The organism is Microbacterium sp. JB110 (assembly GCF_003335195.1).
Taxonomy (GTDB): Bacteria; Actinomycetota; Actinomycetes; order Actinomycetales; family Microbacteriaceae; genus Microbacterium.
This window is the reverse complement of sequence record NZ_QPGM01000001.1, coordinates 21,978-48,432: the sequence shown is the minus strand read 5'-3', so window position 1 is coordinate 48,432 and position 26,455 is coordinate 21,978. Positions and strand designations below refer to the sequence as shown.

Below are 26,455 nucleotides of genomic sequence, written 5' to 3'. Positions count from 1 at the left end.
TGGGACGGGCGCCGGATCCGCACGCGGGTTCGCTGACAGTCCTCGCCTACCTGCTCAGTCGCTGATAGCGCTCGAGACGACGCATCCCCTCCGACGACGGCGCCGCGGCAGGCCGAAGCGCCTCGACGATCCGGACGTGCGCTGCGGCGTCGAGATGCAGGCCGATCGCCACGAGGCCGTCGGCCGCTCGTCCGGCCGGCGCCTTCTCGACGTGCACGGAACGTCCGACGCGGTGCACCGTGTAGATCCGCTGGCCGCGGCCGGTGCGCACCGGCACGGTGCCTTTGATCCGGTATGCCCCTGCCGGCGGGTTCTCGAGCAGATCGATCAGCGCACCGGGGTCGACGGGTCCGTCCGCGACGCCGCCGGCCGAGTCGGCGTGCGTGTGCGCGGGCTCGGTCGCGAGCTCCTCCCGCAGCAGCTGCGAGATCGGCAGCTGGTCCAGCGGGTCGTCCTCACCTGCGACGTCGAACACGAGCGCTGGGTCGATCGCTCCGCGCTCGGCCGGCACCACCTCGACCGCGGGATTGTGCTCGCGGATCATCGCGCCGAGCGCGACTTCTCGCGCCGCACGCTCGGCATCCGGCACCAGGTCGAGCTTGTTCACGACAGCGAGGGTGGCTGCGGCGTAGCGCGCTGGCGCGACGAGCCCCGCCTGGACCGATCGCTCGTGTTCGACGGCATCGATGACCTCGACCGCTCCCCCGAGACGAGCGCGATCCGCGCCGCTGAACCGGATGAGCCTGGCGAGCGCCACGGGTTCCGCCACACCGCTGGCCTCCACGATGACCGCATCGAGACGCAGCCTCGGATCGGTGAGAGTGTCGAGCGCTTCGTCGAGGCCGCCGGCATCCGGCATGCAGCACACGCAGCCGCCCGCAATCGACGCGGCCTCGTCGACCTGGCCGACCACAAGCCCGGCATCGACGTTGATCGCGCCGAAGTCGTTGATGACGACACCGACGCGAGCACCGGGAGCGGCGAGCAGATGGTTCAGAACCGTCGTCTTGCCCGCTCCCAGCGGCCCCGTCAGGGCGATGACCGGCACGCTCATCCGGACCCCCATTCGTGATAACCGATCTCACCAGCGTAGGCGACCCCGGCCTCACGACACGCATCGCTGCGCCGTGAGAGAAGCGGCACGCGACGAAATCGGCGGCCGCGGGGCACTGTGCTCGGTAGGTTTGAGTCATGACTGCTCCCGTCGATCCCACGACCACCACCGCTTGGGCGGAGCTCTCCGCTCACCGCGACGCCCTCACCCCCGATCTGCGCGGCTGGTTCGCGCAGGACGCCGAGCGCGCCGATCGGCTCAGCCTCGACCTCGCCGACCTGCACGTCGACCTGTCGAAGAACCTCGTCACCGACGAGATCCTCGCGTCGCTCGTGAAGCTGGCAGACGAGGCGGGCGTCGCCGAGCGCTACTCGGCGATGCTCGCGGGCGAGCACATCAACACCACCGAGGACCGTGCGGTGCTGCATACCGCGCTGCGCCGCCCCGCTGGCGGCTCCCTCGTCGTCGACGGCCAGAACATCGACGCCGACGTGCAGGAGGTCCTCGCGAAGGTCTCCGCCTTCGCCGACCGCGTGCGCAGCGGCGAGTGGGTCGGCGTGACAGGCAAGCGCGTCACGCACGTCGTCAACATCGGCATCGGCGGCAGCGACCTCGGCCCCGTGATGGTCTACGAGGCGCTGCGTCCCTACGCGGACGCGGGCATCGAGGCGCGCTTCGTGTCGAACATCGACCCCACAGACCTCGCACAGAAGATCTCCGACCTCGACCCCGAGACGACGCTGTTCATCGTCGCGTCGAAGACCTTCACAACGCTCGAGACACTGACCAACGCCCGGCTCGCGCGCGACTGGCTGTGGACGCAGCTCGCAGAACGAGGCGTGATCGACGGTGACGACGAGGCGAAGGACGAGGCCGTCGCGCGCCACTTCATCGCCGTGTCGACCGCCCTCGACAAGGTCGCCGAGTTCGGCATCGACACGGACAACGCGTTCGGGTTCTGGGACTGGGTCGGCGGACGGTACTCGGTCGATTCATCGATCGGCACGTCGCTGGCGATCGTGTTCGGGCCCCCGGCCTTCCGCGAGCTGCTCGCCGGGTTCCACGCCGTCGACGAGCACGTGCGCACCACGCCGCTGGAGAAGAACGTTCCCGTTCTGATGGGCCTGCTCAACGTCTGGTACACGAACTTCCTCGGTTCGCAGTCGCACGCCGTCCTGCCCTACGCCCAGCAGCTGAGCCGCTTCGCCGCCTATCTGCAGCAGCTCACGATGGAGTCGAACGGCAAGTCGGTGCGCTGGGACGGCACCCCCGTCACCACAGACACCGGCGAGGTGTTCTGGGGCGAGCCCGGCACGAACGGGCAGCACGCCTTCTACCAGCTCATCCACCAGGGCACCCGCCTGATCCCCGCCGATTTCATCGCGTTCGTGAATCCCGCGCACGCGTTGAAGGACGGCGAGCGCGACGTGCACGGCTTGTTCCTGGCGAACTTCCTCGCACAGACCAAGGCACTCGCGTTCGGCAAGACGTCCGCCGAGGTCGAGGCGGAAGGCACGACAGGCCCGCTGGTCGCCGCCCGCACCTTCGAGGGCAACCGACCGACGACGTCGATCTTCGCACCGGCACTCACCCCGTCCGTGCTCGGCCAGCTCATCGCGCTGTACGAGCACATCACCTTCACGCAGGGCGTGATCTGGGGCATCAACTCCTTCGACCAGTGGGGCGTCGAACTGGGCAAGCAGCTCGCCCTGCAGATCGCTCCGGCAATCGAGGGCGACCGCACCGCTCTGGAGGCACAGGACGCCTCGACACAGGCCCTGCTCGCCTACTACCAGCAGCACCGCACGGCATAGGCGAATCGCCGACGAGGGAGGCCTGCGGTATGGGATGTTGCAGGCCTCCCTCGTCACACCTGGTGGGGATCGTGCATCAGAGCCCGCCTATCCCCTGGCTCTCGGATGCGAGAGCCTTCGGCGCAGTTTGAGCAGTGTGAGCCCGAAGGTCCCGACGACGAGCGCGCCGAAGAAGACGAAGGCGATCACAGCGCTCGGCACGACGGTGAGCAGTCCGACCAGCGCGACCGCAAGCAGGATGAGCGTCTCGCGGAGTTCGGCGCCGAACTGCTGCAGGCGCGCGGGACGGGCGCGCAGAGTGCCGAGCTCCTGCCGTCCGATGCCGAGCCGTGCCCTGGTCGATGCGTCCGCGAACACGAGCGGGATGTCCGGAGCGATGCCGAGCGTCTCCCTCACGCCGGGAAACCGGGCGCCCCATGTTCCGCTCGACACACGCTGTCGTTCGAGCCGGATGTCATCCGGGACTTCGAAGGCCTTCACCGCGACGGTCGGCACGCGGCCCGAGGAGCTCACCGCGCCCTCCAGCACGACGTAGTCTCCGCTCGAGATGCCGAGGAGCTGCAGCGACAGTGCGCTCATCAGACAGACGTCGCGCTCGGTCGTGGCCGGATCCGCCAGAGTGACACGCATCGTCAGAGAATTGGGCGGCCCGAGGATCGCATCCGGCCAACGCGCTCTGCGGACGCCGGCCGCGCGCACCAGAACGCGCTCTCCGGTCTCGGCTCCGATGCCCATGCGCAGCACGTTGTCGACCTCGATCGCGTGAGCATCAGGCGACTGGTGTCCGGAGTCTCGGCCTCGGAGCACCGTCGCGACCACCCGCGGGGCGCTCTCGCCGACGCGGCCCACGAGTTCGGCGGAGACGAGCTCCACGTTCTGGGGACGGTCGAGCAGGCGGTCGACCTCGGCTCCCAGACGCACGACTGACCGTCCCCGACGTTCCAGGTAGTCGATCGAGGGCCCGGCCGTCGCGATGACGCCGTCTTCCGTTGGTTCAGCGACACCGGACGAGAAAAGAGCTCCGTAGCGGCGAGGGCGAGCGCCGATCTCATCCGGCAGTTCGAACAGCGGGTTGTCCTCTCGGACGAGGCCCGCCGACCGGAGCGCGTCGAAAGAGGTCTCCATGTCGACGCCGCTCGCGATGATCTCGTGCGGCGTCGCGCCGAGCGCCTCGGCGAGAGTCGGCTCTGCGCACAACCGCGAGAGCAGACTCTCCTGGTCGGGGAACCACCGGGATTCGCTCACCTCAGACGGCAGAGCATCTCCCGGCACGCCCATGATCCATGCCCCGGTGCCGTCACCGAGAGAGCCGTGCCGCGCGACGTATGCGTAGGCGCCGGGAAGCAGTTCGCCCGTCTCGAGCAGGATCGGTGTCTCCACCCAGACACGTTTGTAGGCTGTGCTCTCGCTGGCATCGATCTGCCTGAGCTGCGCTTCGTCGAGCAGCTGCAACGCCATCTCCGTCTCGGCGCGCTCATCCTGAACCATCGTCGCCGGAACGTAGCCCAACGGCGAGACGAACGAACAGAACGCGGCCCGCATTCCCGACACTCGCGCTCGGATCGATGGCACGAACAGCGGCGTGTTCGACAGGGAGGTGCGGAACTTGTGCCGCAGCTGCGCCGGCGCGGCGTTCGAGCCGATCGCCAGCACGGGAACTCGTCCGTTCGGGCTCACGCCCTGTGACTCTTCGAGCACAGAGGACAGGTACGGATGGACTGTTCGCGCGAGCCCGAGACTCACCGCTTCCTCTCCTTCGAGCGCCACCCGGCACATCGGCAGTCGTTGCACGTGGTCGCACGACCATGCCAGGTCCTGCCCGTTCCGGTCGAGGATGGGCCACAGCGCGTCAGACGTGATCACCGTCGAGTGCTTCGGACGATGCCCCGGGTACGACAGCGGGATCTCTCTCGGCGAGCACTCGGCCGCGAACGGGTCAGTCAGCACGTTGTCGTTCATGCGTCGAGCCTATCCAGCATCACCGAGCGACATCCGAGCCGCCGGAATCCCGGCACCTGGTCGCCTTCCCAACGCCTCACCTGGCCGACATCCTGGCCTACCGGCCAGTTCACCGGCGGAACGGGCGTTCATATGTTGATCAGGTGCCCGCATTCGCTGCGGGCTGGCCGCCAGCGCCACGAGGAACCCCGCTCGACGACGCACCGCACGGCCCATCACGACAGAGGAGAAGTACGCGTGACGAAAGCCCACCGACGCGCTCACGAGCGAGACGTTCGACGCGCCGGATGGCGCCCCACTGCGCTGCTGACCGTGCTCACCCTGCTCGTGGGAACCACGATGACGACTGCCGCGGCGATCGCCGACGACCCCGCGGTCGCCGAGGACCAGGTCGTCGCCGCCCAGGCGCAGAACGCGCCGGATGACGCCGACGCCGGAGATCAGGCGGCCAAGGGCGACGCGGTCGGCCAGAACGACGAAAGCGCGCAGAACGACACCGACGGTGCCGACGGCGACAGCGCGCCGAACGGCACCGATGGAGCAGGTGACGAGAGCGCGACGGATGACGGCGGCGCTTCGAAGCCTGACGGCGCCGTCGACGACGCGCAGAACCCGTCCCCCGACACAGATGCTGACGCACCGTCGGATGAAGCCTCCGCAGACGAAGAGGCCGACGACGCCCCTGCGCCGTCGCCTGAGGCGACGGACAGCACCGATGGAAGCGCGGATGAGGCTGTCGCCCCGTTCGCCGTGCCCTCCCCCTCGAGTGAGTCCGCCGTGATCACCGTCTCGGTCGGCGGCGAGCGCACCGCAGGCTCGACGGTGTCGGATCTGGCGGGTGTCACCCTCGAGCTCTTCGACGGCGGCAACGGCGGCGCGGGATCGCCCATAAGCGAGTCATGGTCGCAGTGCGTCTCCGACTCCGACGGCGACTGCTCCTTCGTCGTGCCCGACGTTCAGGACGAGATCGTCGAGCGCGAGTGCGTGAGCTGGTTCATCGTCTGCCTCGAGTGGGAGGAGACCGTCGTGCAGGAGGGCGGGGAGAACCACGACCGCCGCTTCTGGGTCGCGGCCGTCGATGCCCCCAACGGCTGGTACCTCAACGACGCGCTCTCGACGGACTCCGGCGAGCTCGACTACGCGTTCCGCACCCCCGGCGTCGAGGCGGGCGAGACGTACCGGTCGGGCGACGACTTCATGTCGTGGGACGGCGACCGCTCCTCCAGCGGGATCTGGCAGGTCGCACACACGAATCCGCAGCTTCCGCAGACCTGCCAGGCAGGCGTCAGCGCGGCTCTGATCCTCGATCTGTCGGGATCCGTCGGCGATGCCGGCGCGCTCGGCGACCTGCGGCAGGCGGGGAAAGACATGGTCGACGCTCTCGTCGGCACCGGTTCGTCCATGGCGCTCTACACGTTCGCCGACAACGCACCGCGCAACAACGGCAGCAGCGGTCGCAACTACGCTTCCATGTCGATCGATGGCACAGGCAACGCCGACACCATCAAGGACCGGATCGACGACTACACGGCAGGCGGCGGAACGAACTGGGACGAGGGGATCTGGCAGGCGGCCGCCGATCAGGCGGACTACGACCTCGCCATCGTCGTCACCGACGGCGTCGCCACGGCGTACCGCGACGGCGGCAACGGCATGGACTCCCGCTTCATCGAGACTGAGAACGCGGTCTACTCCGCCAACGCGCTCAAGGCACAGGGCACCAGGGTGCTCGCTGTGGGCGTCGGAGACGGCACGAGCGGATCCGCGGCGAATCTGCGCGCCGTCGCCGGTGAGACTCCGTACGGATCGGGCACCGCCGCACAGGATGCCGACTACTTCCAGTCGTCGTGGAGCGAGCTCGCCGGTCTGCTCGAAGACGTCGCCCGTGGGGCCACCTGCCAGGCCACGATCGAGGTCACCAAGAACACCCGCGCCTACGGCGAAGACACCCCAGACAACGGCGGCGCCGGATGGACGTTCTCCGCCGAGACGACGAACGGCGTGCTCTCTCCCGACTCCGAGCAGACGACCGACGGCTCGGGAACGGTGACATGGGCGCTGCAGTTCGCAACCCCCTCGCCCGCAGAGGCCGCCGATGTGTCGCTCGACGAAGTCCTCTCCGCCGGGCAGCTGCAGGACGGTTGGTCGCTCGACAGCGCGACGTGCACCGTGAACGACGGCGCCGCGGACGACCCCGACCAGTTATCCGTGATGCCGGGCGACCGCGTCGCGTGCACCTTCCTCAACGTGCAGAGCCTCGTACCCGGCATCTCGATCGTGAAGTCCGCGTGGGACACCCCGACGGCCGAGGGTCTCGATGACGCAACCGAGATCCCCGCCGGGGACGCTGTCACCAGCGGCACCACGGTCACCTGGACGTACACGGTGACCAACACCGGCGAGACCACGCTGCACGACATCGAGGTGGTCGACGACCGCGTCGGAACGGCCGCATGCGAAGACATCGACCTGGAGCCGAACGAGTCGACGGTGTGCACCGCATCCGGTCCTGTCACCGCGCTCCCCTGACCTCTCACTCCCGAACCCCCGTTGAAATCCGATACCCCTCGCCCCTTCACACGCATCACAAGGAGACAGACATGAACAAGAAGCTCACCGGAATCGTCGCCGGTGCCGCAGGTGCCGCCCTGCTGCTCAGCGGCGCCACCTACGCACTGTGGAGCGACAGCGCCACCGTCGACGGCGGCACGATCGCCTCCGGAAACCTCGACGTCGCCGTGCTCGAGTCGGCATGGGTCGACGCGTCGGACGACCGCACCGACAACCCGCACGACATCGATCTGACCTCGTTCAAGATCATCCCCGGTGACACCATCGTCGGCAGCTTCGGCTTCGACGTGGGGCTCGAGGGCGACAACATGCTCGCCGCTCTTTCGCTCGCCGGCGGCGGTCTCGCAGGCGATCTCGCCGACGGCCTGACCGTCGAGTACGCCGTCGTCGACGGCGCCGACAACGAGGTCGCGACCAGCTCGGGAACGGCCGACGGGCTCGAAGTCGAGCTCGTCTCTGCCGACAACTCCAACCCCGGCACGGTTTCGTCCGTTCCCGCAACGACCGACGGCACCGCCGACTTCGTCCTCACCGTGACCGTCACGTTCGACGAGAACGTCAGCGACCAGGACCTCGTGCAGACCCAGGCCGCTCTCGCAGAAGCCGGAGTCCAGCTCGAGCAGGTCCGCTCGGGCAACGGATTCAACTGATCCGCGCTGTGGGGCGGGGCGCAGGCGCCCCGCCCCACACACGGCCGACACCTTCCGGAGGACGTATGAGCGCTGAAGCCGTGGCTGTGCGCGACGCACCGAGCGCCGTTGTACGGCCCCGCCGTGCGCCGTCGTTCTGGCGCTCAGCGACGAACAGCGCCCTCACCGTGGCTCTGCTCGCAGTGCTCGCGCTGGCGATCGCCCTCGCGGTCGTCCCGCGTCTGATGGGCGGTGCGGCGCTGACGGTGCTGACCGGTTCGATGGAACCGACCTACTCGCCAGGCGACATGGTCGTCTCCGTCCCCCAAGACCGCTACGAGATCGGCGATGTCGTCACCTACCAGCCGGTGTCGGACGACCCCACCCTGATCACACACCGAGTCGTGGCCGTCCGCGAGCTGCCAGGCGGCGTCGAGTACATCACCAGGGGCGACGCGAACGGCGCAGACGACGACCCGATCGTGGACGGCCAGGTGATGGGCGAAGTCATCTACGACGTCCCCTACATCGGACACCTCGCCGCTGCCGTCGGCGAGAACCGTTCGGGGCTGCTCGCCTTCGCCGGCATCGCCCTGCTCGGCTGCGGAATCTATGCGACCGGATCAGCGGTCATCACGAGGCGACGAACGCGGCAGTCCTCGCACACCGCGAGCACGCCGCCCATACAAGGAGAATGACGTGCGCACACTGAGCAGATGGCGACTGCCCGTCCTCGCCGCGGCCGGGCTGGCGATCGGTGCCGCCGCGGGCGGAGGCACCCTCGCGCTCTGGAACGGATCATCCGGTCTCGATGGCGCGACGATCACCGCAGGCGACCTCGACGCAGAGCAGGAGGGAGCTGCATGGACCGAGACCTCTGTGGACGTCCCCGCGACGCCGCACGTGATCGATCCCGGCGAGTTCCTTGTGCGCCAGGGCGACACCGTCACCGCCGAGTACGACGTGGTGGTGACGCTGGAAGGCGACAACATGCGTGCGGCGATCGACGTGGCGTGGACCGAGCAGCCGGATCTGCCAGCGGGCGTCACCGGCGTGTACACCCTGCTCGACGACGCCGGAGCACCGGTTTCCGCTGACGTGCCTCTCGGACAGGACACAGACGAGCTCGATGCGATCGAGCTCGCATCGGGTGACGAAGCGTACACGCTCTTGATCGAACTCGACTTCACCGGCCTCGAGGACCGCTTCGGGCCAGACAGCGCCGTGCAGACCGCTGACCTCGGCGAGTTCGCCGTCGCACTCAGACAGATCCGCACCGGAGGGGGATTCGAATGACCGCTCGACCTGACTCATCCGGACACGTCCGTGCGGTCCGGCACACCGCTGTGATCGGTACGGCCGTTCTCACGGGCGTCGCCCTCGGCGCCGGCGGCGCGTCCCTCGCGCTGTGGAACGACGCCGTCACCATCACAGGAGAGATCTCCAGCGGCTACGAGTACTTCGCCGCCGGTCCCGCAGATTCGACGCAGCCCGCAGTGGGCGGAGCCGCCGTCGTCACGGTCGGCGCGGACGAAGCGCAGACGCTGGTCGACGATGAGGAGATCGCACTCGCGCTGCAGACCGATTCGATCAGCCAGGGCAACAAGGGCCTGCGCTACGAGCTCGTCCTCCCTGACTGGGACAGCGGCGTCTTCGGCGCGGCCGACGTCTCCGTCTTCCCCGTCGAGTCCGAAGCCGCGTGCACCGTCGCGTCGGCCGTGCCGACACCGGCCGATCTCTCGTCGACTCCGGTGAGCGCTGACTACTCCGACACCGAAACGCCCGTGACGGAGTTCTGGTGCGTCGTCGCGACGCTGGACGGGCTTCCAGGCGAAGGAGCGTACGACAACACGGCAACCGTGACCGCCAGAGACGACTCTCAGACCGAGGTGACCGATTCCGACAGCTGGAACGCCGATGTGACCTCCGCGATCGACGCCGCCGACGAGGACGACCACGAGATCGAGTTCCGCTATCAGACCTTCCGTCCCGGAGAGGTGACGCCATGAATGCACGAGTCACGAAGCGCCGCGCCGCAGGGGTGATGGTGTGCACCGCCTTCACTGTCGGGCTCGCCGCGCTGACAGCCTCGCCCGCTGCGGCAGCGCCGGATGAGGCGATCGATCTGTCGTGGGACGGCGAGAGCTTCGCCGCACAGACCACCGAGAGCTTCCTCGGAATGCCGGTCACGGTTCCCGGGGACCGCGCGGAGCGCACTCTCACCGTGCGCAACGACGGGCCGAGCGCGGGAACCTTCACAGCGACCATCACCGACGTGGAGCTGCTCGAGACAGCCGGCGGCACTCCTGACACGTTCTACGACGACGTCACGATCGAATGGCCGGACGGCAGCGCCTCATTGGCCGATCTCGCCGCCGACGACGAGACGACGATCGAGGAGCTGGAACTGGCGCGCGGCGAGATCGCAACGATCACGATCGGCTACGACTTCCCCGCGGAGGCGACCTCGGGGAACTCCTCGGAGGTCGGAGCCCGGTCCGCGGCATTCGATGTGACGCTCGCTCTCGCGGGCGAGACGCCCGCCGCCGACGACGGCGACGGGCTCGCCGTCACGGGCGGCGCACCCGCACTGTGGCTCGCGATCGTGGGAGCCGCGCTCATCCCCCTCGGCCTCGCGCTCAGCAGATTCCGCCGCGACGCACGACAGCGCCGCTGACGCGCATCACGAGGTCGGCGCCGTCCCCCAGCGGTGCCGGCCTCGTGATGAATCAGAGCCCGTCGGAGAGGACGCTCGCGACCTCGGCCCGCCTGGCGAGCCCGAGTTTGCGCAGCACGTTGGACACGTGGAAGCGTGCCGTCGCCTGCGAGATGAACAGCGTCTCGGCGATCTGAGCGTTCGAGCTGCCCTCGATGAGATGACGTGCCACCTCGCGCTCCCGTGCCGTGAGCGCCTCGATGAGCCGTTCTCGCTCTCTGCGGTCGCGATCCGTCACGCGCATCAGCCGATCCGAGGCCGACGGCAGGTACGCGTGCGCCTCGATGGCTTCCAGCAGGCCGACGGCACGACGGAGGGCGTCCTCCGCTGCGGCGTGATCGCCCTGCGCGTGCCGAAACTCTCCCAGGTCCGCCAGCGTGAGGGCGAGCACCAACGGGGAGAGCTCCTCGCTCTGCTCGGCGGCCTCCCGATACAGCCTGTCGGCCACATCCGCGTCGCTCCGGGCCTCGGCCAGACGCGCTTGCAGCCAAGCCAGCGTTCCCGTTGTCTCCTGCCACGTCGTGCCCCGCTGTTCTGCGAGGCGGTCGACCAGTTCTGCGGCCTCATCAGTGCGACCGAGGTCGATCAGCGCGTGCGCGCGGTAGGTGAGGAATCCTCGCTGCGTATTGCGGTACCGGCTCACGCGGTCCTCCGACGTCGCCGCGAGCACCCCGTGGCCGTCCCCCGCCGCGCGCGCCGCCTCGCACTCCACGACCGTGACGATGTCGCTGGCGTACACTTCCCAGCCCAGTTCGCCGAGTCGCCTCGCCTCTTCGAGCGGAGCGGCACCGCCATCGCGGCCCATCACCACCTGGATCCACGCGTGCAGCGCCGCGAACGTCATCCGGGTCTCGACATCGATGAAGTCGTAGGAGAGCTCACGCGCGAGATCCGTGATCGTCGCGGCCTCCGGAACTCGACCGAGCAGCATGAGTGTGTGTGCCCGCATGAACCGGATGCTGCCGGATGCCCACGGCGGCGTCGTCACCTTCTCGAGAATGCCGACCCCCGTCTCGGCGATCGTGTGCGCGAGACGTACGTCGCCGATCGCGACGGCCGCGCCCGCGAGCGGCACGAGGGCGTCGATCTTCAGATCGGTGTCCGGCAGTGCGAACGCGCGCTCGACCAGCGTCGGGAGCACCTGCTCGACTTCCGAGTTCCGATAGTCGAGGTGGAGCGCGACGATGCCGTAGCCGTCCATCACGGCCTCGTAGGCACGCGGCCCGACCATCCATGCCAAGCGCTGATCGGACAGCGCTGACGGATCCTCCGGGGCGTTCGCCCACAGACCTCGACAGAGAGCGGCGAGTTCAGTCGGAATGGCAGGATCGGGGCTGCGCATCACCATGATCATCGCGATAAAGCCGAGGAAGGCCTGGACTGTGGCGGTCTCAGGGTCTTCGGCTGGACGCATCAGCAGCTCCTGCAGCTTCGCCTGCGCGGCCTCCTGCTCGAAGCGGTACATCAGCAGCACGATCACGAGGCAGTCCCGCACGGCGCTCGGCGGCAGCGCCGCGATGTCGTCGAACAGGTCGAGCACGGCGAACCCTGTCTTGTGCCGCAGATTCAGCAGCCCGAGATCGGTGATCAGCCGTTCACGCGCGGCGCCGGTCGCAATTGCGATGCTCGCTCTGAGGATCTCGTAGGTCGCGTCGAGATGGCCCTGCGCGAGCGTGCTGCGCACGTACTCGTCGACCCTGCGCTCCAGGTCCGGACTCCACTCGTTCGAACCGCGCAGTGCGTGCGTGATCGACGCGTACCCGTCCGTGACCTCCGCGAGAGCCCTGTTCACGCGCCTGGCACGCTCCGCGCTCATCACATCGCGTACGGCGCTGGCGACCAGCGCGTGCGCCGTGGCGACGGTTGTGCCGAAGCCTGATTCGGTGAGCGCGCCCGCTGCGATGGCCTCGTCGGCGTCGATCGGCTCGCCGAGTTCCTCGCCGACGAGTGTGAGCACGCGCGGCGAGATTTCGTGCGAGGCGACGCTCGCCACTTCGACGGCGAGTCGGCCGGCTGGCGACAGCGTCGCGAAACCCGCGAGGAAGGGGCTCTCCGGGAGGGACGCCCGTCGGATCGGCAGGTTCCAGGTGAGGTGCAGGTCACGGATCTCCGACTGCGTCACCCCCGTGAACAGCGCCTCGATCCCGAGGAAGGAGCCTCCAGAGGCTTCGCGCAGCATTCGGGCGGTGCGCTGGGAGATGCCTGCGCCGAATCGTTCCAGCGCAAGTGCCCGGATGTCGTCAGCAGTGAGCGGCTCGAGCCGCACATGCTGGTGCACAGTGCTCGCCCCGGCGTACTCCTGCAGATATCCGCCGAGAGTCTCCCGCTCACCGATGCTCCGTGTGGCGACCGTGAGGAAGACTCCGCGCCGCGCCACTCGGGGAATCACGAAGCGAAGCACCTTGGCCGAGTCGTGGTCGATCCACTGTGCGTCGTCGATGAGCAGTGTGCGCACCTCCCCGCGCGGCGCGCCCACCAGCCCGTCGATCAGCCTTCTCGCAACCTCGAGCGTCTGGGCGCTGGCTGCGATCGTCGAGTCCTCGGTGATTCCGCTGCTGAGGAGTCGCTCCGCGAACGCATATGGGATGGTCTGCTCGAACTCGTCGGCGGCGACGTAGTGGACGCGCTTGCTCTCGGACAGGCGAGCACCGAGATCGCGCAGGAGATGCGTCTTCCCCATGCCCGGCGCACCGCTGACGAGCAGGAGCATCCCACTGTGTTCTACCGCGCGTGCGGCCATCTCCGCGGCGCGCTCGCGCCGAATGCGTGCAGGGCTGTCGGTCACGGCTCACGTCCTTCGTCGGGAAGGGAGCGTCCGCCTCGACACCGTGGACCTCGTCGGCACTCACCGCTGGTGAACCGCGCTGCGCTCCGGGATCGGGGACGACTCCGAGTCCCCACGTTACTCACACCGGAACCCGTATACCAGGCCTTTCGGAGAATTTGTCCACTTCTCCCCGGGCACCTCAAAAGATCGCGAAGCGACATCGACGGTCTGCGAGTTGCACATCCCATGGCTGACCGTCAGCCTCGACGAGAACGGCCCGCGGACCCCTGAGGGATCCGCGGGCCGTTCTCGCGTGCTGTGACGCCTACCGTTCGCCGCGGGGGCGCGGCTGCGCCGGCTTCTCCCCCGTGCCCGGCCGCCGGAGGCCTCGAGTGCGGGACAACCGGTAGTCGATCCGGTCATCGACGTACTCGCGCACGGCGGGATCGTCGGTCAGCGACTGTCCGATCTCCTCGGTGAGGTGCTCGGAGATGCGCTCGAGACGCTCGACGCTCTCGATGTGCTGCTGCTGCACGTACTCGTAGCGGAACGCTCTGACGGTGGCGATGCACATCAGGATCAGGATGATACTGAACGGCACCGCGGTGATCAGCGACCCGGTCTGCAGGGTCGAGAGCCCGCCGGCGATCATCAGCGCGATCGCGAGCGCACCCTCCAGGAACGCCCACAGCACACGCGACCACACCGGCGGGTTCGGGTGCCCGCCGGAAGCGAGCATGTCGACCACGAGCGATCCGGAGTCCGACGAGGTGATGAAGAACAGCGCCACGATGATGATCGTCATGACCGAGAGGATCTGACCGAGTGGCAGATCGCCGAGCACGGCGAACAGCGAGCCTTCCGGCTCCACCTCGCCGGATTCCGCGTCGACCAGGCTGTCACCCTCGGCACCGAAGAATTCGCGGAACAGGCCGGAGCCGCCCATCACAGCGAACCAGATGAATCCGACGACGGTCGGCACGAGCAGAACACCCGCGATGAACTGGCGCACGGTGCGTCCGCGCGAGATGCGCGCGATGAAGACGCCGACGAAGGGCGCCCAGGCGATCCACCAACCCCAGTAGAAGATCGTGTTGCCGGCGAGCCAGTCGATCGCCTCGTCACCCTGGAAGGCTCCGACGTCGACGGTCATCTGCATGATGTTCGCGAAGTACGCGCCGAGCGACTGCACGAAGGTATCGAAGATGAACAGCGTCGGGCCGAGCACCAGCATCGTCACGAGAAGGATGCCCGCGAGCGAGATGTTGATGTTCGACAGCCATTTGATGCCCGCGCCGACACCGCTGACCACGGAGAACGTCGCGAGGAAGGTGATCACGACGATGAGGATGACCAGCAGTGTGGTGTCGAAGCCGCCGATGATGCCGACTTCCCGCATGCCCGTCGCGATCTGCTGCACGCCGAGTCCGAGCGAGGTGGCGACTCCGAAGACCGTGCCGAAGATGGCCAGCACGTCGATGACGTCGCCGACCCAGCCCTTCACCCGCTCGCCGAAGAGCGGCTCGAGCGCCCACCGGATGGAGACGGGCCGGCCGCGGCGGTGGATCGCGAACGCGAGCGCGAGACCGATCACGGCGTAGATCGCCCACGGGTGCAGCCCCCAGTGCATGAAGGTCTGCGCCATCGCCAGGGGCGCCCCCTCGGGGCCGGTCATATCGACACCGGGCTTCGGGTCGACCGTGGCGAACTTGACCGGCTCGCCGACGCCGTAGAAGATCAGCCCGATCCCCATTCCGGCGGAGAACAGCATCGTGAACCACGACATCACGCTGAACTCCGGTTTGTCCTGCTCACGGCCGAGCTTGATGCTGCCGTACTTCGAGAGGGCGATGACGACGGCGAACACGATGAACGCGCCGACCACGAGCATGTAGAACCAGCTCAGGTCTGCGACGATCCAGCCCTGGACCGCGCTGAACACGTCGGCTGATCCCTGTGGCCAGACGATGGCGACGACCGTGACGGCGACGATCACGATGATCGACGGCCAGAACACGCGCGGCGCGATGAGCCCCTTGCCGATCTTCACGCCCTGCCGTCTGAGCTTCTCGGTGATCTCGTCGTCGGTGTCCTCTTCGGCGATGTAGTGCTCTTTCGGCACCATATCGATGGCCGGGTTCTCTTCGAACTCCGCACCGCTGATCGGATTGACGTGCGTGGCGAGTTCGTCGCCGTACTCGTCCGTACTGTCGTTCTCCCCCGTTGCGGAACTCACACTGCTTCCTCTCGTCGTTGGGCGACCGGGCGCAGTACCACGCCCCGGTACGGGCGCGGCAAGTGCGACCGGGCGTTCAGCCGCAACATAACATGCGGCTGCCGGCGCGTCTCGCGTCGACGCTTGAGCCTGTTCGAATCCGCTGCGCGAGCGCACGATCCCGAAAAGGCACTCGCGTCAGTGTAGTAGAGGGGGCGGCGGCGTGCCGGGTCAGCGCGTCTCCGGCCCCGTGATCCGCTGCGGGGAAGCGCGCTCTCTGACCGAAACAATCACCGTTCCGCGCTGCTCCCCATGCCGCCCTAGACTCGTGGACATGAGTGAGAGTAAAGGTGCTCCGGCAGACTCGACGACCAGCACCAGCGGCGTGCCCGACATCAAACCGCGCTCGCGCGACGTCACGGACGGGATCGAGCGGACCGCGGCGCGCGGGATGCTCCGAGCCGTCGGCATGGGCGACGACGACTGGGACAAGCCGCAGATCGGCGTCGGCTCGTCGTGGAACGAGATCACGCCGTGCAACCTGTCGCTGGACCGTCTTGCCCAGGGCGTCAAGGAGGGCGTGCATGAGGCGAGCGGCTACCCGTTGCAGTTCGGCACGATCTCTGTGTCCGACGGCATCTCGATGGGGCACGAGGGCATGCACTTCTCACTGGTCTCACGCGAGGTGATCACCGACTCCGTGGAGACCGTGATGAGCGCCGAGCGCATGGACGGTTCCGTGCTGCTGGCCGGCTGTGACAAGTCGATCCCCGGCATGCTGATGGCGGCCGCCAGGCTCGACCTGGCGAACGTGTTCCTGTACAACGGCTCGATCATGCCCGGATACGCCAAGATGTCCGACGGCACCGAGCGCGAAGTCACCATCATCGACGCCTTCGAGGCCGTCGGCGCCTGCCGCGCCGGCCGCATGTCGATGGAGGACCTGACCAGCATCGAGAAGGCCATCTGCCCTGGCGAAGGCGCCTGCGGCGGCATGTACACGGCCAACACCATGGCCTCCGCCGCCGAGGCCATGGGCATGTCGCTGCCGGGCTCAGCCGCCCCGCCGGCGATCCACAAGGCCCGCGACGAGTTCGCCGTCGAATCGGGCAAGGCGGTTGTCGGAATGCTCCGCCGCGGTCACACGGCCCGCGACATCATGACGAAGGAAGCCTTCGAGAACGCCATCGCCGTTGTGATGGCGTTCGGCGGCTCCACCAACGCTGTCCTGCACCTGATGGCGATCGCCCACGAAGCCGAGGTCGACCTGCAGCTGGCCGACTTCGACCGAATCGGCAACAAGGTGCCGCATCTGGGCGACCTCAAGCCGTTCGGCCGGTATGTGATGAACGACGTGTTCAAGATCGGCGGGGTGCCGGTCGTGATGAAGGCGCTGCTGGATGCCGGACTGCTGCACGGCGACTGCCTCACCGTCACCGGGAAGACCGTCGCCGAGAACCTGGCGGACGTCCGCCCGCCGGATCCCGACGGCAAGATCCTGCACGCTGTGAACAACCCGATCCACCCCACCGGTGGAATCACGATCCTGCACGGTTCGCTCGCTCCAGGCGGCGCCGTCGTCAAGACCGCCGGCTTCGACTCGGCGGTCTTCGAGGGCACCGCCCGCGTGTTCGATCAGGAGCAGCCGGCCATGGCCGCCGTGCTGGACGGCGAGATCAACGCCGGCGACGTCATCGTCATCCGGTACGAAGGTCCCAAGGGCGGGCCGGGCATGCGCGAGATGCTGGCCATCACGGGCGCCATCAAGGGCGCAGGCCTCGGTGCCGACGTGCTGCTGCTCACCGATGGACGCTTCTCCGGCGGCACGACGGGCCTGTGCATCGGGCACGTGGCGCCGGAAGCCGTCGACGGCGGGCCCATCGCCTTCGTCCGCGACGGAGACATCATCCGTGTCGACGTGGAGAATCGGACCCTCGACCTGCAGGTCGACGAAGCCGAACTCGTCGCTCGCGCCGAGGGCTGGGAGCCGCTGCCACCGCGCTACACCAGGGGCGTGCTGGCGAAGTACCGCAAGCTCGTGCAGTCGGCGTCCGTCGGCGCCGTCTGCGGCTGACGCCGCACCGCCCGGGCGGGCACGAGCCCGTCGCACGTGCCCTTCCTGAGCTCGTCCGACGTCATCTCACGAACGGTCACCGTTCGAGGCGGCAAGCACCACTTCGGCGACGCGTGCGACGATCTCGTCCTCGTAGGCGGCATCCGGGTCGTTCTTCTCCGTCAGGATCGTCACGATGATCGGATCACGTCCAGGGGCAGTGACGACGGCGATGTCGTTTCGCATCGCGCCTGCGCCGCCGGACTTGTCCGCCACGGCCCAGTCCGCCGGCGCCCCGGCACGGATGAGTGCGTCTCCTGTGGCGTTCCCGCTCATCCACTCGAGCAGCGTGGCGCGATCGGCCGGTTCGAGATGCTCCGGCCGCAGCAGTGCGGACAGATCCGCGGTGAAGGCAGCGGGAGTGGTCGTGTTGCCCGTGTCCCCGGGAACAACCTCGTTGAGCTCGGGTTCGACGTCCGACACATCGGTGGTGCTGTCGCCGAGGCGCTTTAACCCTGCCTGCATTCCCTCGACACCCCCGATGCGGTCGAGGATGAGGTTCGTCGCCGCGTTGTCGCTGTCGCGCAGGGCGGCCTCGGCGAGCTGCGCCAGCGTGAGCCCGTCCGCCACGTGCTCAGCCGTGATCGGCGAGTATCCGGCGTCTGCCACGGTCTCCTCGGTCCAGGTGACGAGTTCGTCGCGCTGTTCAGGCGCCACCTGGCGGAGCATCTCGGCGACGGCGAAGACCTTGAGAGTGGAGGCGAAGCCGAAGCGCTCCTCCGACCGGTAGTCGATCGTCGCACCGGTTCCGGTGTCGAGCACGCTCACACCCACACGGGCGTGGAACTCCTCCTCGATCGGCGCGAGCTCCTCATCGACCACGATCACCTGTGGCGGCGCGCTCTCCTGAGACGGACTCGACGTCGGTGCCGGAGCGTCAGGGACGGATGCGCCGCAGCCTGCGAGAAACGGAAGTGCGACGGCCGACACGAGCAGGAGAAGGCGAGTTCGAGAGCGCATGAGTTCGTGCCTTTCCTTCGAGACCAGCTCAGTTCGGCGATGAACGGTGCGCCCGCCGCGACGTCCGAGGGATCTTCGGCACGCGCTGCGCACGACCGCGGTTCAGCTCGCGCGGCGCAGTGCGACCACGGGGATGACGCGGCTCGTCTTGCGCTGGTACGCGGCGAAGCCGTCGCTGAACGCTTCGAACCGGCGCCACGCGCTGTCGCGCTCCTCGCCGGTGAGCACCTCGGCGGTGACGCGCACCGTGCCCTCATCCGGGTCCTCGATCTCGACCTCGGGATGGGCGATGAGGTTGTGGAACCAGGCCGGGTGCTCCGGAGCGCCGCCCTTGGAAGCGGCGATCAGCCACACCCCCTTCTCGGGGCGCATGGCCGCGAGAGGACTCACGCGCTTCGTTGCGCTCTTCGCTCCGAGGTGGTGCAGCAGCACGAGGCCGCGCCCGAATCCCATGGTCTGCACCGTGCCTTCGTTCGCACGGAACTCGTCGATGATGCTCTGGTTCCAGTCCGCCACGGGTTCATCCTGCCACCGGTGCCGGTGGTGGTGGGCCGCCGGGCTCTCCTGCAGGGGTCGCGGCCGTGTGAGGTCTGATCACGCTCACGTCATGACGATGGAGGTGTCCGTGCAGGGCGGCGCACGAGCCGCCCTGCACTCGACGAACTGACCGAGACGCGGCACAGAAAGCGTCGCCGACGTCAGCGGATTCTCACGCCGTCGGTCAGGTGGGAGATGAGACGCCGCGCCTGCGGGAGAGCGGTGCCTTCTCGTGCGGCGATGCTCACGGCGCCGAGTGCGACCAGGATGAGCACGATGTCGTCAGGACCGAAGTCCGGTCGAACGGTCCCATCCTCCCGGAGCCGTCGGGCGAGGGTGCCGAGATCCGCCATCGCGCGGGTGCGGAACTGTTCGTAGATCGGAATCGAGCTTCGGCGATCCGCTATCGCCTGCGCGAGGCCCGGACTCTCGATCTCGAGCATCACGACCGCTTCGAGTGAGCGGATGAACCCGCGCCACGGATCGGCGTCCGATACCGTGTCGTCGAGGATGGCGATGCGGTGCCGGATCTGCTCGCCGAACGTCGCCGCCAGCAGATCCTCCCGGGTCGGGAAGTGGCGGTAGAGCGTCGCGGTTCCCAGACCGGCGATCCGCGCGATCGTCGAGACCGGCACGTCCGCACCGTGCTCGGCGATGGCCTGACGAGCGGCGTCCAGAATCCCCGTCCGGTTGCGCGTGGCATCCTTGCGGTTCGACCGTCCGGTCATCGTCTTCCCAATCCGAGAGATCGTCGAACCGGTCTGTCTCGCTTCGACCCGATGCGGCCAGCGGCGCCCGTTCTGCTCCATAGCCTAAGCACCATGGGCAAGATGACGCTGGCGGCGATGTTCGACGGATACGGCGCACCCGAAGTGCTGCGCGTGGCGCGCGTCGACCGTCCGGAGCCCGGACCGACCGACGTGCTGGTTCGGGTCGAGGCTTCCTCTGTCAACGGCGGCGAAGTCATCGCGCGCCAGGGGAAGCTGCGGCTGCTCACCGGCAGGAAGTTCCCGCAGCGCGTCGGCATCGACTTGGTCGGCGAGATCACCGAGGTCGGAGCGGGCGTCACCGATCTCGCGATCGGCGACCGCGTCTGGGGTGCCGTGGACGAACGCGGCAGTCGTGGCGCCGCCGCCGAGTACGTGCTCGCACCCGCAGCGAACGTCTCGATCGCGCCGCCATCGCTCACCTCCGTCGAGGCTGCGTCGCTCCTCTCCGGCGGCAACACGTCTCTCGTGGCCCTGCGGGAGACTGTTCGACTGCAGCCAGGGGAGCGCCTGCTCGTGCGCGGAGCCGCCGGCGGCGTGGGCGCGGTGGGCGTGCAGATCGGCAGAATGCTCGGCGTGCACGTCACTGCGCTCGCAAGTCCGGCCACCTTCGACTTCGTACGAGGACTGGGCGCGGACGAGGTCATCGATTACCACACGCCCGCGGACGAACTGGGCAGGTTCGACGTCATCTTCGACACTCGGGGCACAGACCTCCGAGCGTTCCGGCGACGGCTGGCGCCTGGTGGACGCATGGTCACGATCGCCTTCGACATCGACCGGATCGCGCGCAGCCTCGGCTACATCCTCCTCTCGGGCGTCCACGGCTCGCGTCGCGTCCGATTGTTCTTCGGCCATCCCCGACGGGAGCTGTTCGCCGAGCTCGCCGACACCGCCGAGCGAGGGGATCTGCGTCCGATCGTCGACGAGGTGTACCCTCTGAGCCGGATCGGCTAGGCGCACGCCCGGCTCGAACGCGGCGGCGTCAGAGGGAAGGTCGTCCTCGACCTCCACGCTAAAAGCCGCGAAGCAGGTTGAGCCAGCGCCTGGCGGAAGCACTGTGCCCATCGAACCGAGCTGCCGCGTCGAGATCGGCGCCAGAGGACGTACGGTGCACTCGTGCCTGGACGCTACGTGGGAGCACGGACATACGAACGGAACGAATGAAGCCTCGAGACCCACAGTCTCGAGGCTTCATTTCCTCAGTCGGGCTGACAGGATTTGAACCTGCGACCCCTTGGAGGATCCGGTCGATTTCCGGCCTCCGCCGATCGTCTCGGGAACTCGCGGGTTCGGTACTGACCTGACCTCCGGTGCACTGTGATTTTCAAGGGCCAGCCCGTCTAGAGCTCCTGTCATTCCCTCCTCCTGTGAAGTGCGAGAAGTCTGTGCCGAGACACAGAGGCCGGTCATGATGCGAAGGCACCAAGCTCCCCGAGTCCATGCCCGACCCGAACTCGGTACTTCGTATATGCACTGAGTCGAATCGTGTGCAGGGCCCGCATGGCTTCGATCGGAACGATGTAGAAGTTGAGATCGCCGTCGATCAGAAAGAAGTCGTCGATCTCATCTGGTGAGTACACACGCGTGTCATAGCGTCCGTTCCCGGCGACGTGCACCTGCCACGCGCCGCTGTCGGTCTTCGACGTGGTTGTCTTCACCTGAACTCGCCGCGTTCCCGTCACATCGGACACAAGCAGATCGAACCTGCCGGGTTCCAGCGGCCACGACACCCGCAGACCGCACAGGGAGTACCAGGAGGCCGCGATCATCGAGCCCGTGGCAGCCAGGTTCGCCATATCGGGGGCGAGTTCACGCTGGCTGACAAGCTTTGTCTCGAAGTGCGACGTATCGAGCTCGAGACGCATGGCATGACGCTGGATGCTCGGCACGGCAGACCCGCCGAGGATCGCAAGCCGGTCGGCAACCGCAGCCCACGAATTCTCCTCGCGCACGGCCGCGGCGAGTTGCCCGTCCGTCCATGTTCGACCGCGCGTGACATGTGAAGAGTCGAGCTGCAGCCGATCCGCATGAGACCGAATGGACCGGATCGCCGCGGAGGAAGTCGCTCTGAGCCCCAGCACGCGCAACACTCCCCGCCACGAGGACGACATCCGAACCGCGGCGGCGAGATCGGCGTCGGAGTAGGTGCGGTGCATGCCCATACCGGGACGCTACGCGCAACCTCGGACATTCGACCGGAACGCATGAAGCCCCGAGACGAGTCGTCCCGAGGCTTCACATCCTGTGTCGGGATGACAGGATTTGAACCTGCGACCCCCTGACCCCCAGTCAGGTGCTCTACCAAGCTGAGCCACATCCCGATGTCGCCCGCGTGCGGACAACTCGACAAGTCTAGCCCGTCGCCGAACATCCCGCGAATTCCACGACCCTCGCGTGGCGCGCCTGCCGCCCTCATCCGGAGGCAGCCAGCACAGTGGCAAGGCCCTGCTGCAGATCCCTGACGAAATACTCGGGTACTTCCAGTGACGGGAAATGACCCCCGGTTTCGGGCTGTTTCCAGCGGACGATCCGGCGATACCTCTCCTGGGCCCACGCTCGCGGGGTGCGCGACTCGGTGTCGCCGGGATACATGGTGATGGCTGAGGGAACGTCCACCCGAAGGTCCGGATCGAGCGAGTGAGGGCTCTCGCTGTAGATGCGTCCCGCCGAGGCACCGGTTCGCGTCAGCCAGTAGAGCGTCACGTCGTCGAGGATCCTGTCTCTGGAGATCGTCTCGAACGGGCCGTCCTCTGTGTCCGACCATTCCGCGAACTTGTCGAGCAGCCAGGCCAGAAGCGCAACCGGTGAGTCGACGAGCGCGTAGCCGATGGTCTGCGGCCTGGTCGCATGCTGCTTCGCGTATGCCCTGTTGTTCTGCCAGAAGTCGCGGGTCTCCTCCACCCGCGCGCGTTCGGTCGCCGTCAGTGAGTCGGTGGTCATCCCCGGCGGCGGCAGCGCGAGTGTCGTGTGGATGCCGAGAACGTGATCCGGGAAGCTGCCGCCGAGGATCGCGGTGATGTTGCCTCCCCAGTCGCCGCCGTGCGCGACGAACCTGTTGTATCCCAGTCGGCCCATCAGTTGCACCCAAGCCGATGCGATCCTCTCGACTCCCCAACCGGTCTCGGTCGGTTTATCGCTGTAGCCGAAACCCGGCAGCGACGGGACCACGACGTGAAGCGCAGGCATCCCTTGTTCCTTCGGATCCGCCAGTTCGTCGATCACGTCGACGAACTCGGCAATGCTTCCCGGCCAGCCGTGCGTCAGGATCAGCGGAGTGGCATCCGCGCGCTCGGACCTGCGGTGCAGGAAATGCATGCCCAGACCGTCGATGATCGTGCGGTACTGGCCGATCTCGTTGAGGCGGGCTTCGAAGGACCGCCAGTCATATCCGGTGCGCCAGTAGTCCACGAGGTCTTCGAGAACGGCAAGCGGAACGCCCTGATCCCAGCGTCGAGGATCGGGCGCGGAGCGAACAATCGTCTCGCGCTCGGGCAGCCGCGCCGCCGCCAGTCGCGCACGCAGATCGTCGAGATCCGCATCGGACGCGTGAGCTTCGAAGACGTGCACATCTCCGGCTGATCGGGACATGAGACCTCCTGGTGTCGCAGAATCGGCCAGCATCGCGGAGAACCGGCTAAGCCGGTTCTATCAGTCGATGTTCCTCTGACACAACCACCTAAGGTGGTTCCATGGCTTCCGGGTACCCTGACTTCCGCCTCGGCAACGTGCTGGCCACCAGCTTCACGGCGACACTGACCGAACGCCGAGGCGACCGTGTGGAGCGGATCCCCACGCCGGATCGCCTCGTCGATTGGCTGGCGGCGAGCGGGCTCGCTGTGGACTCCTGCACCGCCGCTGAGTTGGAACTCGCTCGGGAGCTTCGGGAATCGATTCACACCGCCGCTACCGCTGCCGCGGGCACGTCGCCTCTGCCTGCGTCCGCGGTCCGGGTCATCAACAACAGCAGCGCACGCGGTCGCGCCGTCGCCGTCCTGACGCCGGAGGGCGAGCGGCGATGGCAGCTCAGCTCGGCATCCGGCGTCGAAGACGCGCTCGGCGTGATCGCCGCCGACGCGATCAGCATCATCGCCGGAGAACGGGATGGGAGACTGGCCCTGTGCGCCTCGCCGACCTGCCGAGCAGCATTCTTCGACACCAGCCGGAGTCGCTCCCGCAGATGGTGCGATATGAACACATGCGGCAACCGTCAGAAGAAGGCGCGCTTCCTCGCCAACCGCAGCGCGAACCCCGCCACGTCAGGGTGACGTCGCCCCACTGACCTCGCGAGCGTATCCCTTCGCATCGAGTGGCCCATTTGGATCCGGATCTATCTGGTCCGCTCGATCACAAGGGGTACGCTCGGCGCGGGGGCGCGGTCGTAGGATGGGCCGGATGGCTGAATCGGTGCGACTCGATGTGTGGCTGTGGGCGGTGCGCGCGTACAAGACCCGCTCGCTGGCCACGACGGCGGTGCGCGGCGGGCACGTGCGCGTCAACGACGCTCCAGTCAAGGCCTCGCACCCTGTGCGGGTCGGCGATGAGGTGCGGGTGCGCATCGCGCACATCACGCGCGTCTTCGGCGTGAAGCAGCTGCTGGTCAAGCGCGTCGGCGCTCCGATCGCCGCGGCCGCGTACGAGGACCGCACTCCTCCCCCGCCTCCGCGCGAGTTCGTCGAGCCGATCGGCAGGCGCGACCGCGGTGCGGGGCGCCCCACCAAGCGCGAACGCCGCGAGATCGACCGGCTACGCGGCCGCGACTGACCCTCATCAGGACTCGCGAGATGCACACGTTCAGCCGGGATGCGCGACTCTTGCCGAAGACGGCCCGTGCTGATCGATGCGCGCATCGTGCCGTAGCCTCCCCCACAGACCACCCCTCGAAGGAGAGAACATGACACTCATCGATCCCGCCATCTGGGAAGGCAAGATCAACAGCGGATCCTGGCAGCCGGGCTCCGCCGGTGTGCAGGACGTCATCGAACCCGCGACCGGCGCCGTGCTCGGCACCGTGGGCGTCGCCGATGCCGCTGACGTGTACGCGGCAGCGACTCGCGCCGCACAGGCCCAGCGCGAATGGGCCGCGAAGCGACCGGAGGAGCGCGCCGCTGTGCTGCGCCGCGCCGGGGAGCTGTTCGAGCAGCACGGCGAGGAGATCCAGCGCTGGATCGTCAGGGAGGACGGGTCGATCCCGCCCAAGGCGGGGCTGGAGACGCACATCGCCGCCAATGAGTGCTTCGACGCCTCCGCACTGCCGCACCTCCCGCACGGCGACGTGCTGCCGAGTAACGAGGCGCGCTGGTCGCTGTCGCGCCGCAAGCCGATCGGCGTCGTCTCCGTGATCGCACCGTTCAACTTCCCGCTCATCCTGTCGATTCGCGCCGTCGCTCCGGCCCTCGCACTCGGGAACGCCGTGCTGCTCAAGCCGGACCCCCGCACCGCCGTGTGCGGCGGCGTCTCACTGATGCGCGTCTTCGAGGAAGCGGGCCTGCCTGCCGGCGTACTGCAGCTGCTGCCCGGCGGCGCCGACGTCGGGGCCGCCGTGGTCGACGCACCGGAGGTCGGCGCCGTAGCCTTCACCGGATCGACCGGTGCCGGCCGGAAGATCGGCGAGACCTGCGGGCGGCTGCTCAAGCGCGCGCACCTCGAGCTCGGCGGCAACAACGCCCTGATCGTGCTGCCAGGCGTCGACGTCGACAAGGCGGCATCGGCCGCGGCTTTCGGCTCGTGGATGAACTCGGGCCAGATCTGCATGACCACCGGCCGCCACATCGTGCACGAATCGGTGTACGACGAGTACGTCGCGGCCCTCGTCGCCAAGGCGAACGCCCTTCCCGTGGGCGACCCGAACACCGAGCAGGTCGCCCTCGGTCCGCTGATCGACGATCGTCAGACCGCGCACTGCGCCGAGATCGTCGCCGATGCGGCCGATGCTGGCGCGACGATCGCGGCGGGCGGCACCCACGATGGCAGGTTCTTCCGGCCGACCGTGATCACGGACCTCGACCGCTCCAACCGCGCGTGGAGCGAGGAGGTCTTCGGCCCCGTCGCGCCGGTGATGTCCTTCTCCAGCATCGACGAGGCCGTCGAGATCGCCAACGACTGCGAGTTCGGCCTGTCGATCGGCGTGCTCGGCAATGTCAGTGACGCGATGGCGGTTGCAGATCGCCTCGACAGCGGCAAGATCCACATCAACGAGCAGACCGTGTCAGACGAGTCGCAGGCGCCGTTCGGAGGCACCAAGTCGTCGGGCAACGGCACCCGCATCGGCAGCGCCGAGACCAACATCGAGGCCTTCACCGAGGTGCAGTGGGTCACCCTGCGCCCGCAGATCGCCGACTACCCGTTCTGAT

At 67.9% G+C, this 26,455-nt stretch carries 21 protein-coding genes and 1 tRNA gene; 12 read left to right on the top strand and 10 right to left on the bottom strand.

Annotated elements, in window-relative coordinates; all coding sequences use genetic code 11:
- Positions 1-46 precede the first annotated feature (46 nt).
- On the bottom strand, positions 47-1,054 hold the full coding sequence (locus CIK77_RS00225; protein ID WP_249268654.1) for a CobW family GTP-binding protein: 1,008 nt from the start codon (positions 1,052-1,054) through the stop codon (positions 47-49).
- 137 nt (positions 1,055-1,191) lie between these two features.
- On the opposite strand from CIK77_RS00225, the gene pgi reads away from it, so the two are divergent.
- Entirely contained in the window at positions 1,192-2,868 is a 1,677-nt protein-coding gene (gene pgi, locus CIK77_RS00220) for a glucose-6-phosphate isomerase (protein ID WP_087055670.1), read from the top strand.
- Positions 2,869-2,955: 87 nt separating this feature from the next.
- Here pgi and CIK77_RS00215 read toward each other — a convergent pair whose 3' ends face one another.
- On the bottom strand, positions 2,956-4,827 hold the full coding sequence (locus CIK77_RS00215) for a gamma-glutamylcyclotransferase (RefSeq protein ID WP_087055671.1): 1,872 nt from the start codon (positions 4,825-4,827) through the stop codon (positions 2,956-2,958).
- Between the two features lie 237 nt (positions 4,828-5,064).
- Here CIK77_RS00215 and CIK77_RS00210 point away from each other — a divergent pair, with 237 nt between their 5' ends.
- The 6 genes from CIK77_RS00210 (at position 5,065) to CIK77_RS00185 (ending at position 10,704) form a co-directional block, all read left to right on the top strand.
- Positions 5,065-7,356, top strand: coding sequence for a vWA domain-containing protein (locus tag CIK77_RS00210; protein WP_087055672.1), 2,292 nt, complete (start codon positions 5,065-5,067; stop codon positions 7,354-7,356).
- Between the two features lie 71 nt (positions 7,357-7,427).
- A complete protein-coding gene (locus tag CIK77_RS00205; RefSeq protein ID WP_170934191.1) occupies positions 7,428-8,048 on the top strand; it encodes an alternate-type signal peptide domain-containing protein in 621 nt (206 codons plus the stop codon).
- Positions 8,049-8,113: 65 nt separating this feature from the next.
- On the top strand, positions 8,114-8,725 hold the full coding sequence (locus CIK77_RS00200; RefSeq protein ID WP_087055674.1) for a signal peptidase I: 612 nt from the start codon (positions 8,114-8,116) through the stop codon (positions 8,723-8,725).
- A gap of 1 nt (position 8,726) precedes the next feature.
- A complete protein-coding gene (locus CIK77_RS00195; protein WP_087055675.1) occupies positions 8,727-9,323 on the top strand; it encodes a hypothetical protein in 597 nt (198 codons plus the stop codon).
- A complete protein-coding gene (locus tag CIK77_RS00190; protein WP_087055676.1) occupies positions 9,320-10,036 on the top strand; it encodes a hypothetical protein in 717 nt (238 codons plus the stop codon). Before CIK77_RS00195 ends, CIK77_RS00190 begins: the two co-directional genes overlap by 4 nt.
- Positions 10,033-10,704 (top strand): hypothetical protein, encoded by a 672-nt coding sequence (locus CIK77_RS00185; RefSeq protein ID WP_087055677.1) that lies wholly within the window; start codon positions 10,033-10,035, stop codon positions 10,702-10,704. Before CIK77_RS00190 ends, CIK77_RS00185 begins: the two co-directional genes overlap by 4 nt.
- 52 nt (positions 10,705-10,756) lie before the next feature.
- On the opposite strand, the gene CIK77_RS18235 is transcribed toward CIK77_RS00185, so the two are convergent.
- Both CIK77_RS18235 and CIK77_RS00175 read right to left on the bottom strand, forming a co-directional pair.
- A complete protein-coding gene (locus CIK77_RS18235; RefSeq protein ID WP_087055678.1) occupies positions 10,757-13,528 on the bottom strand; it encodes a helix-turn-helix transcriptional regulator in 2,772 nt (923 codons plus the stop codon).
- A 307-nt stretch (positions 13,529-13,835) separates the two neighbouring features.
- Positions 13,836-15,635: a BCCT family transporter gene (locus CIK77_RS00175; RefSeq protein WP_087055768.1), complete on the bottom strand. Its 1,800-nt coding sequence runs from the start codon at positions 15,633-15,635 to the stop codon at positions 13,836-13,838.
- Between the two features lie 424 nt (positions 15,636-16,059).
- On the opposite strand from CIK77_RS00175, the gene ilvD reads away from it, so the two are divergent.
- Entirely contained in the window at positions 16,060-17,799 is a 1,740-nt protein-coding gene (ilvD, locus tag CIK77_RS00170; protein WP_087055679.1) for a dihydroxy-acid dehydratase, read from the top strand.
- Positions 17,800-17,865: 66 nt separating this feature from the next.
- Here the strand turns inward: ilvD and bla are convergent, their stop codons facing one another.
- From bla to CIK77_RS00155, 3 genes are all read right to left on the bottom strand, one after another.
- Positions 17,866-18,798 (bottom strand): class A beta-lactamase, encoded by a 933-nt coding sequence (gene bla, locus CIK77_RS00165; RefSeq protein ID WP_087055680.1) that lies wholly within the window; start codon positions 18,796-18,798, stop codon positions 17,866-17,868.
- Between the two features lie 102 nt (positions 18,799-18,900).
- Entirely contained in the window at positions 18,901-19,314 is a 414-nt protein-coding gene (locus CIK77_RS00160) for a nitroreductase/quinone reductase family protein (protein WP_087055681.1), read from the bottom strand.
- A gap of 182 nt (positions 19,315-19,496) precedes the next feature.
- The gene (locus CIK77_RS00155) at positions 19,497-20,063 is read right to left on the bottom strand and encodes a TetR/AcrR family transcriptional regulator (protein WP_170934192.1); all 567 of its coding nucleotides are present in this window, start codon (positions 20,061-20,063) and stop codon (positions 19,497-19,499) included.
- A gap of 93 nt (positions 20,064-20,156) precedes the next feature.
- On the opposite strand from CIK77_RS00155, the gene CIK77_RS00150 reads away from it, so the two are divergent.
- Complete coding sequence (locus tag CIK77_RS00150; RefSeq protein WP_087055683.1) at positions 20,157-21,059, top strand: NAD(P)-dependent alcohol dehydrogenase; 903 nt, start codon at positions 20,157-20,159, stop codon at positions 21,057-21,059.
- Positions 21,060-21,511: 452 nt separating this feature from the next.
- On the opposite strand, the gene CIK77_RS00145 is transcribed toward CIK77_RS00150, so the two are convergent.
- The 3 genes from CIK77_RS00145 to CIK77_RS00135 form a co-directional block, all read right to left on the bottom strand.
- Positions 21,512-22,267, bottom strand: a complete 756-nt coding sequence (locus tag CIK77_RS00145; protein WP_087055684.1) for a group I intron-associated PD-(D/E)XK endonuclease — start codon at positions 22,265-22,267, stop codon at positions 21,512-21,514.
- A gap of 85 nt (positions 22,268-22,352) precedes the next feature.
- Positions 22,353-22,426 (bottom strand) — tRNA-Pro (locus CIK77_RS00140).
- A gap of 91 nt (positions 22,427-22,517) precedes the next feature.
- Entirely contained in the window at positions 22,518-23,693 is a 1,176-nt protein-coding gene (locus tag CIK77_RS00135) for an epoxide hydrolase family protein (protein WP_087055685.1), read from the bottom strand.
- 101 nt (positions 23,694-23,794) lie between these two features.
- Between CIK77_RS00135 and CIK77_RS00130 the strand changes: the two genes are divergently transcribed.
- The 3 genes from CIK77_RS00130 (at position 23,795) to CIK77_RS00120 (ending at position 26,454) form a co-directional block, all read left to right on the top strand.
- Positions 23,795-24,370: a CGNR zinc finger domain-containing protein gene (locus CIK77_RS00130; RefSeq protein WP_087055686.1), complete on the top strand. Its 576-nt coding sequence runs from the start codon at positions 23,795-23,797 to the stop codon at positions 24,368-24,370.
- Positions 24,371-24,497: 127 nt separating this feature from the next.
- A complete protein-coding gene (locus tag CIK77_RS00125; RefSeq protein ID WP_087055687.1) occupies positions 24,498-24,866 on the top strand; it encodes an RNA-binding S4 domain-containing protein in 369 nt (122 codons plus the stop codon).
- Positions 24,867-24,996: 130 nt separating this feature from the next.
- Positions 24,997-26,454 carry a benzaldehyde dehydrogenase gene (locus tag CIK77_RS00120; protein WP_087055688.1) on the top strand — a complete coding sequence of 486 codons (1,458 nt, stop codon included), beginning with the start codon at positions 24,997-24,999 and terminating at the stop codon, positions 26,452-26,454.
- Position 26,455 lies beyond the last annotated feature (1 nt).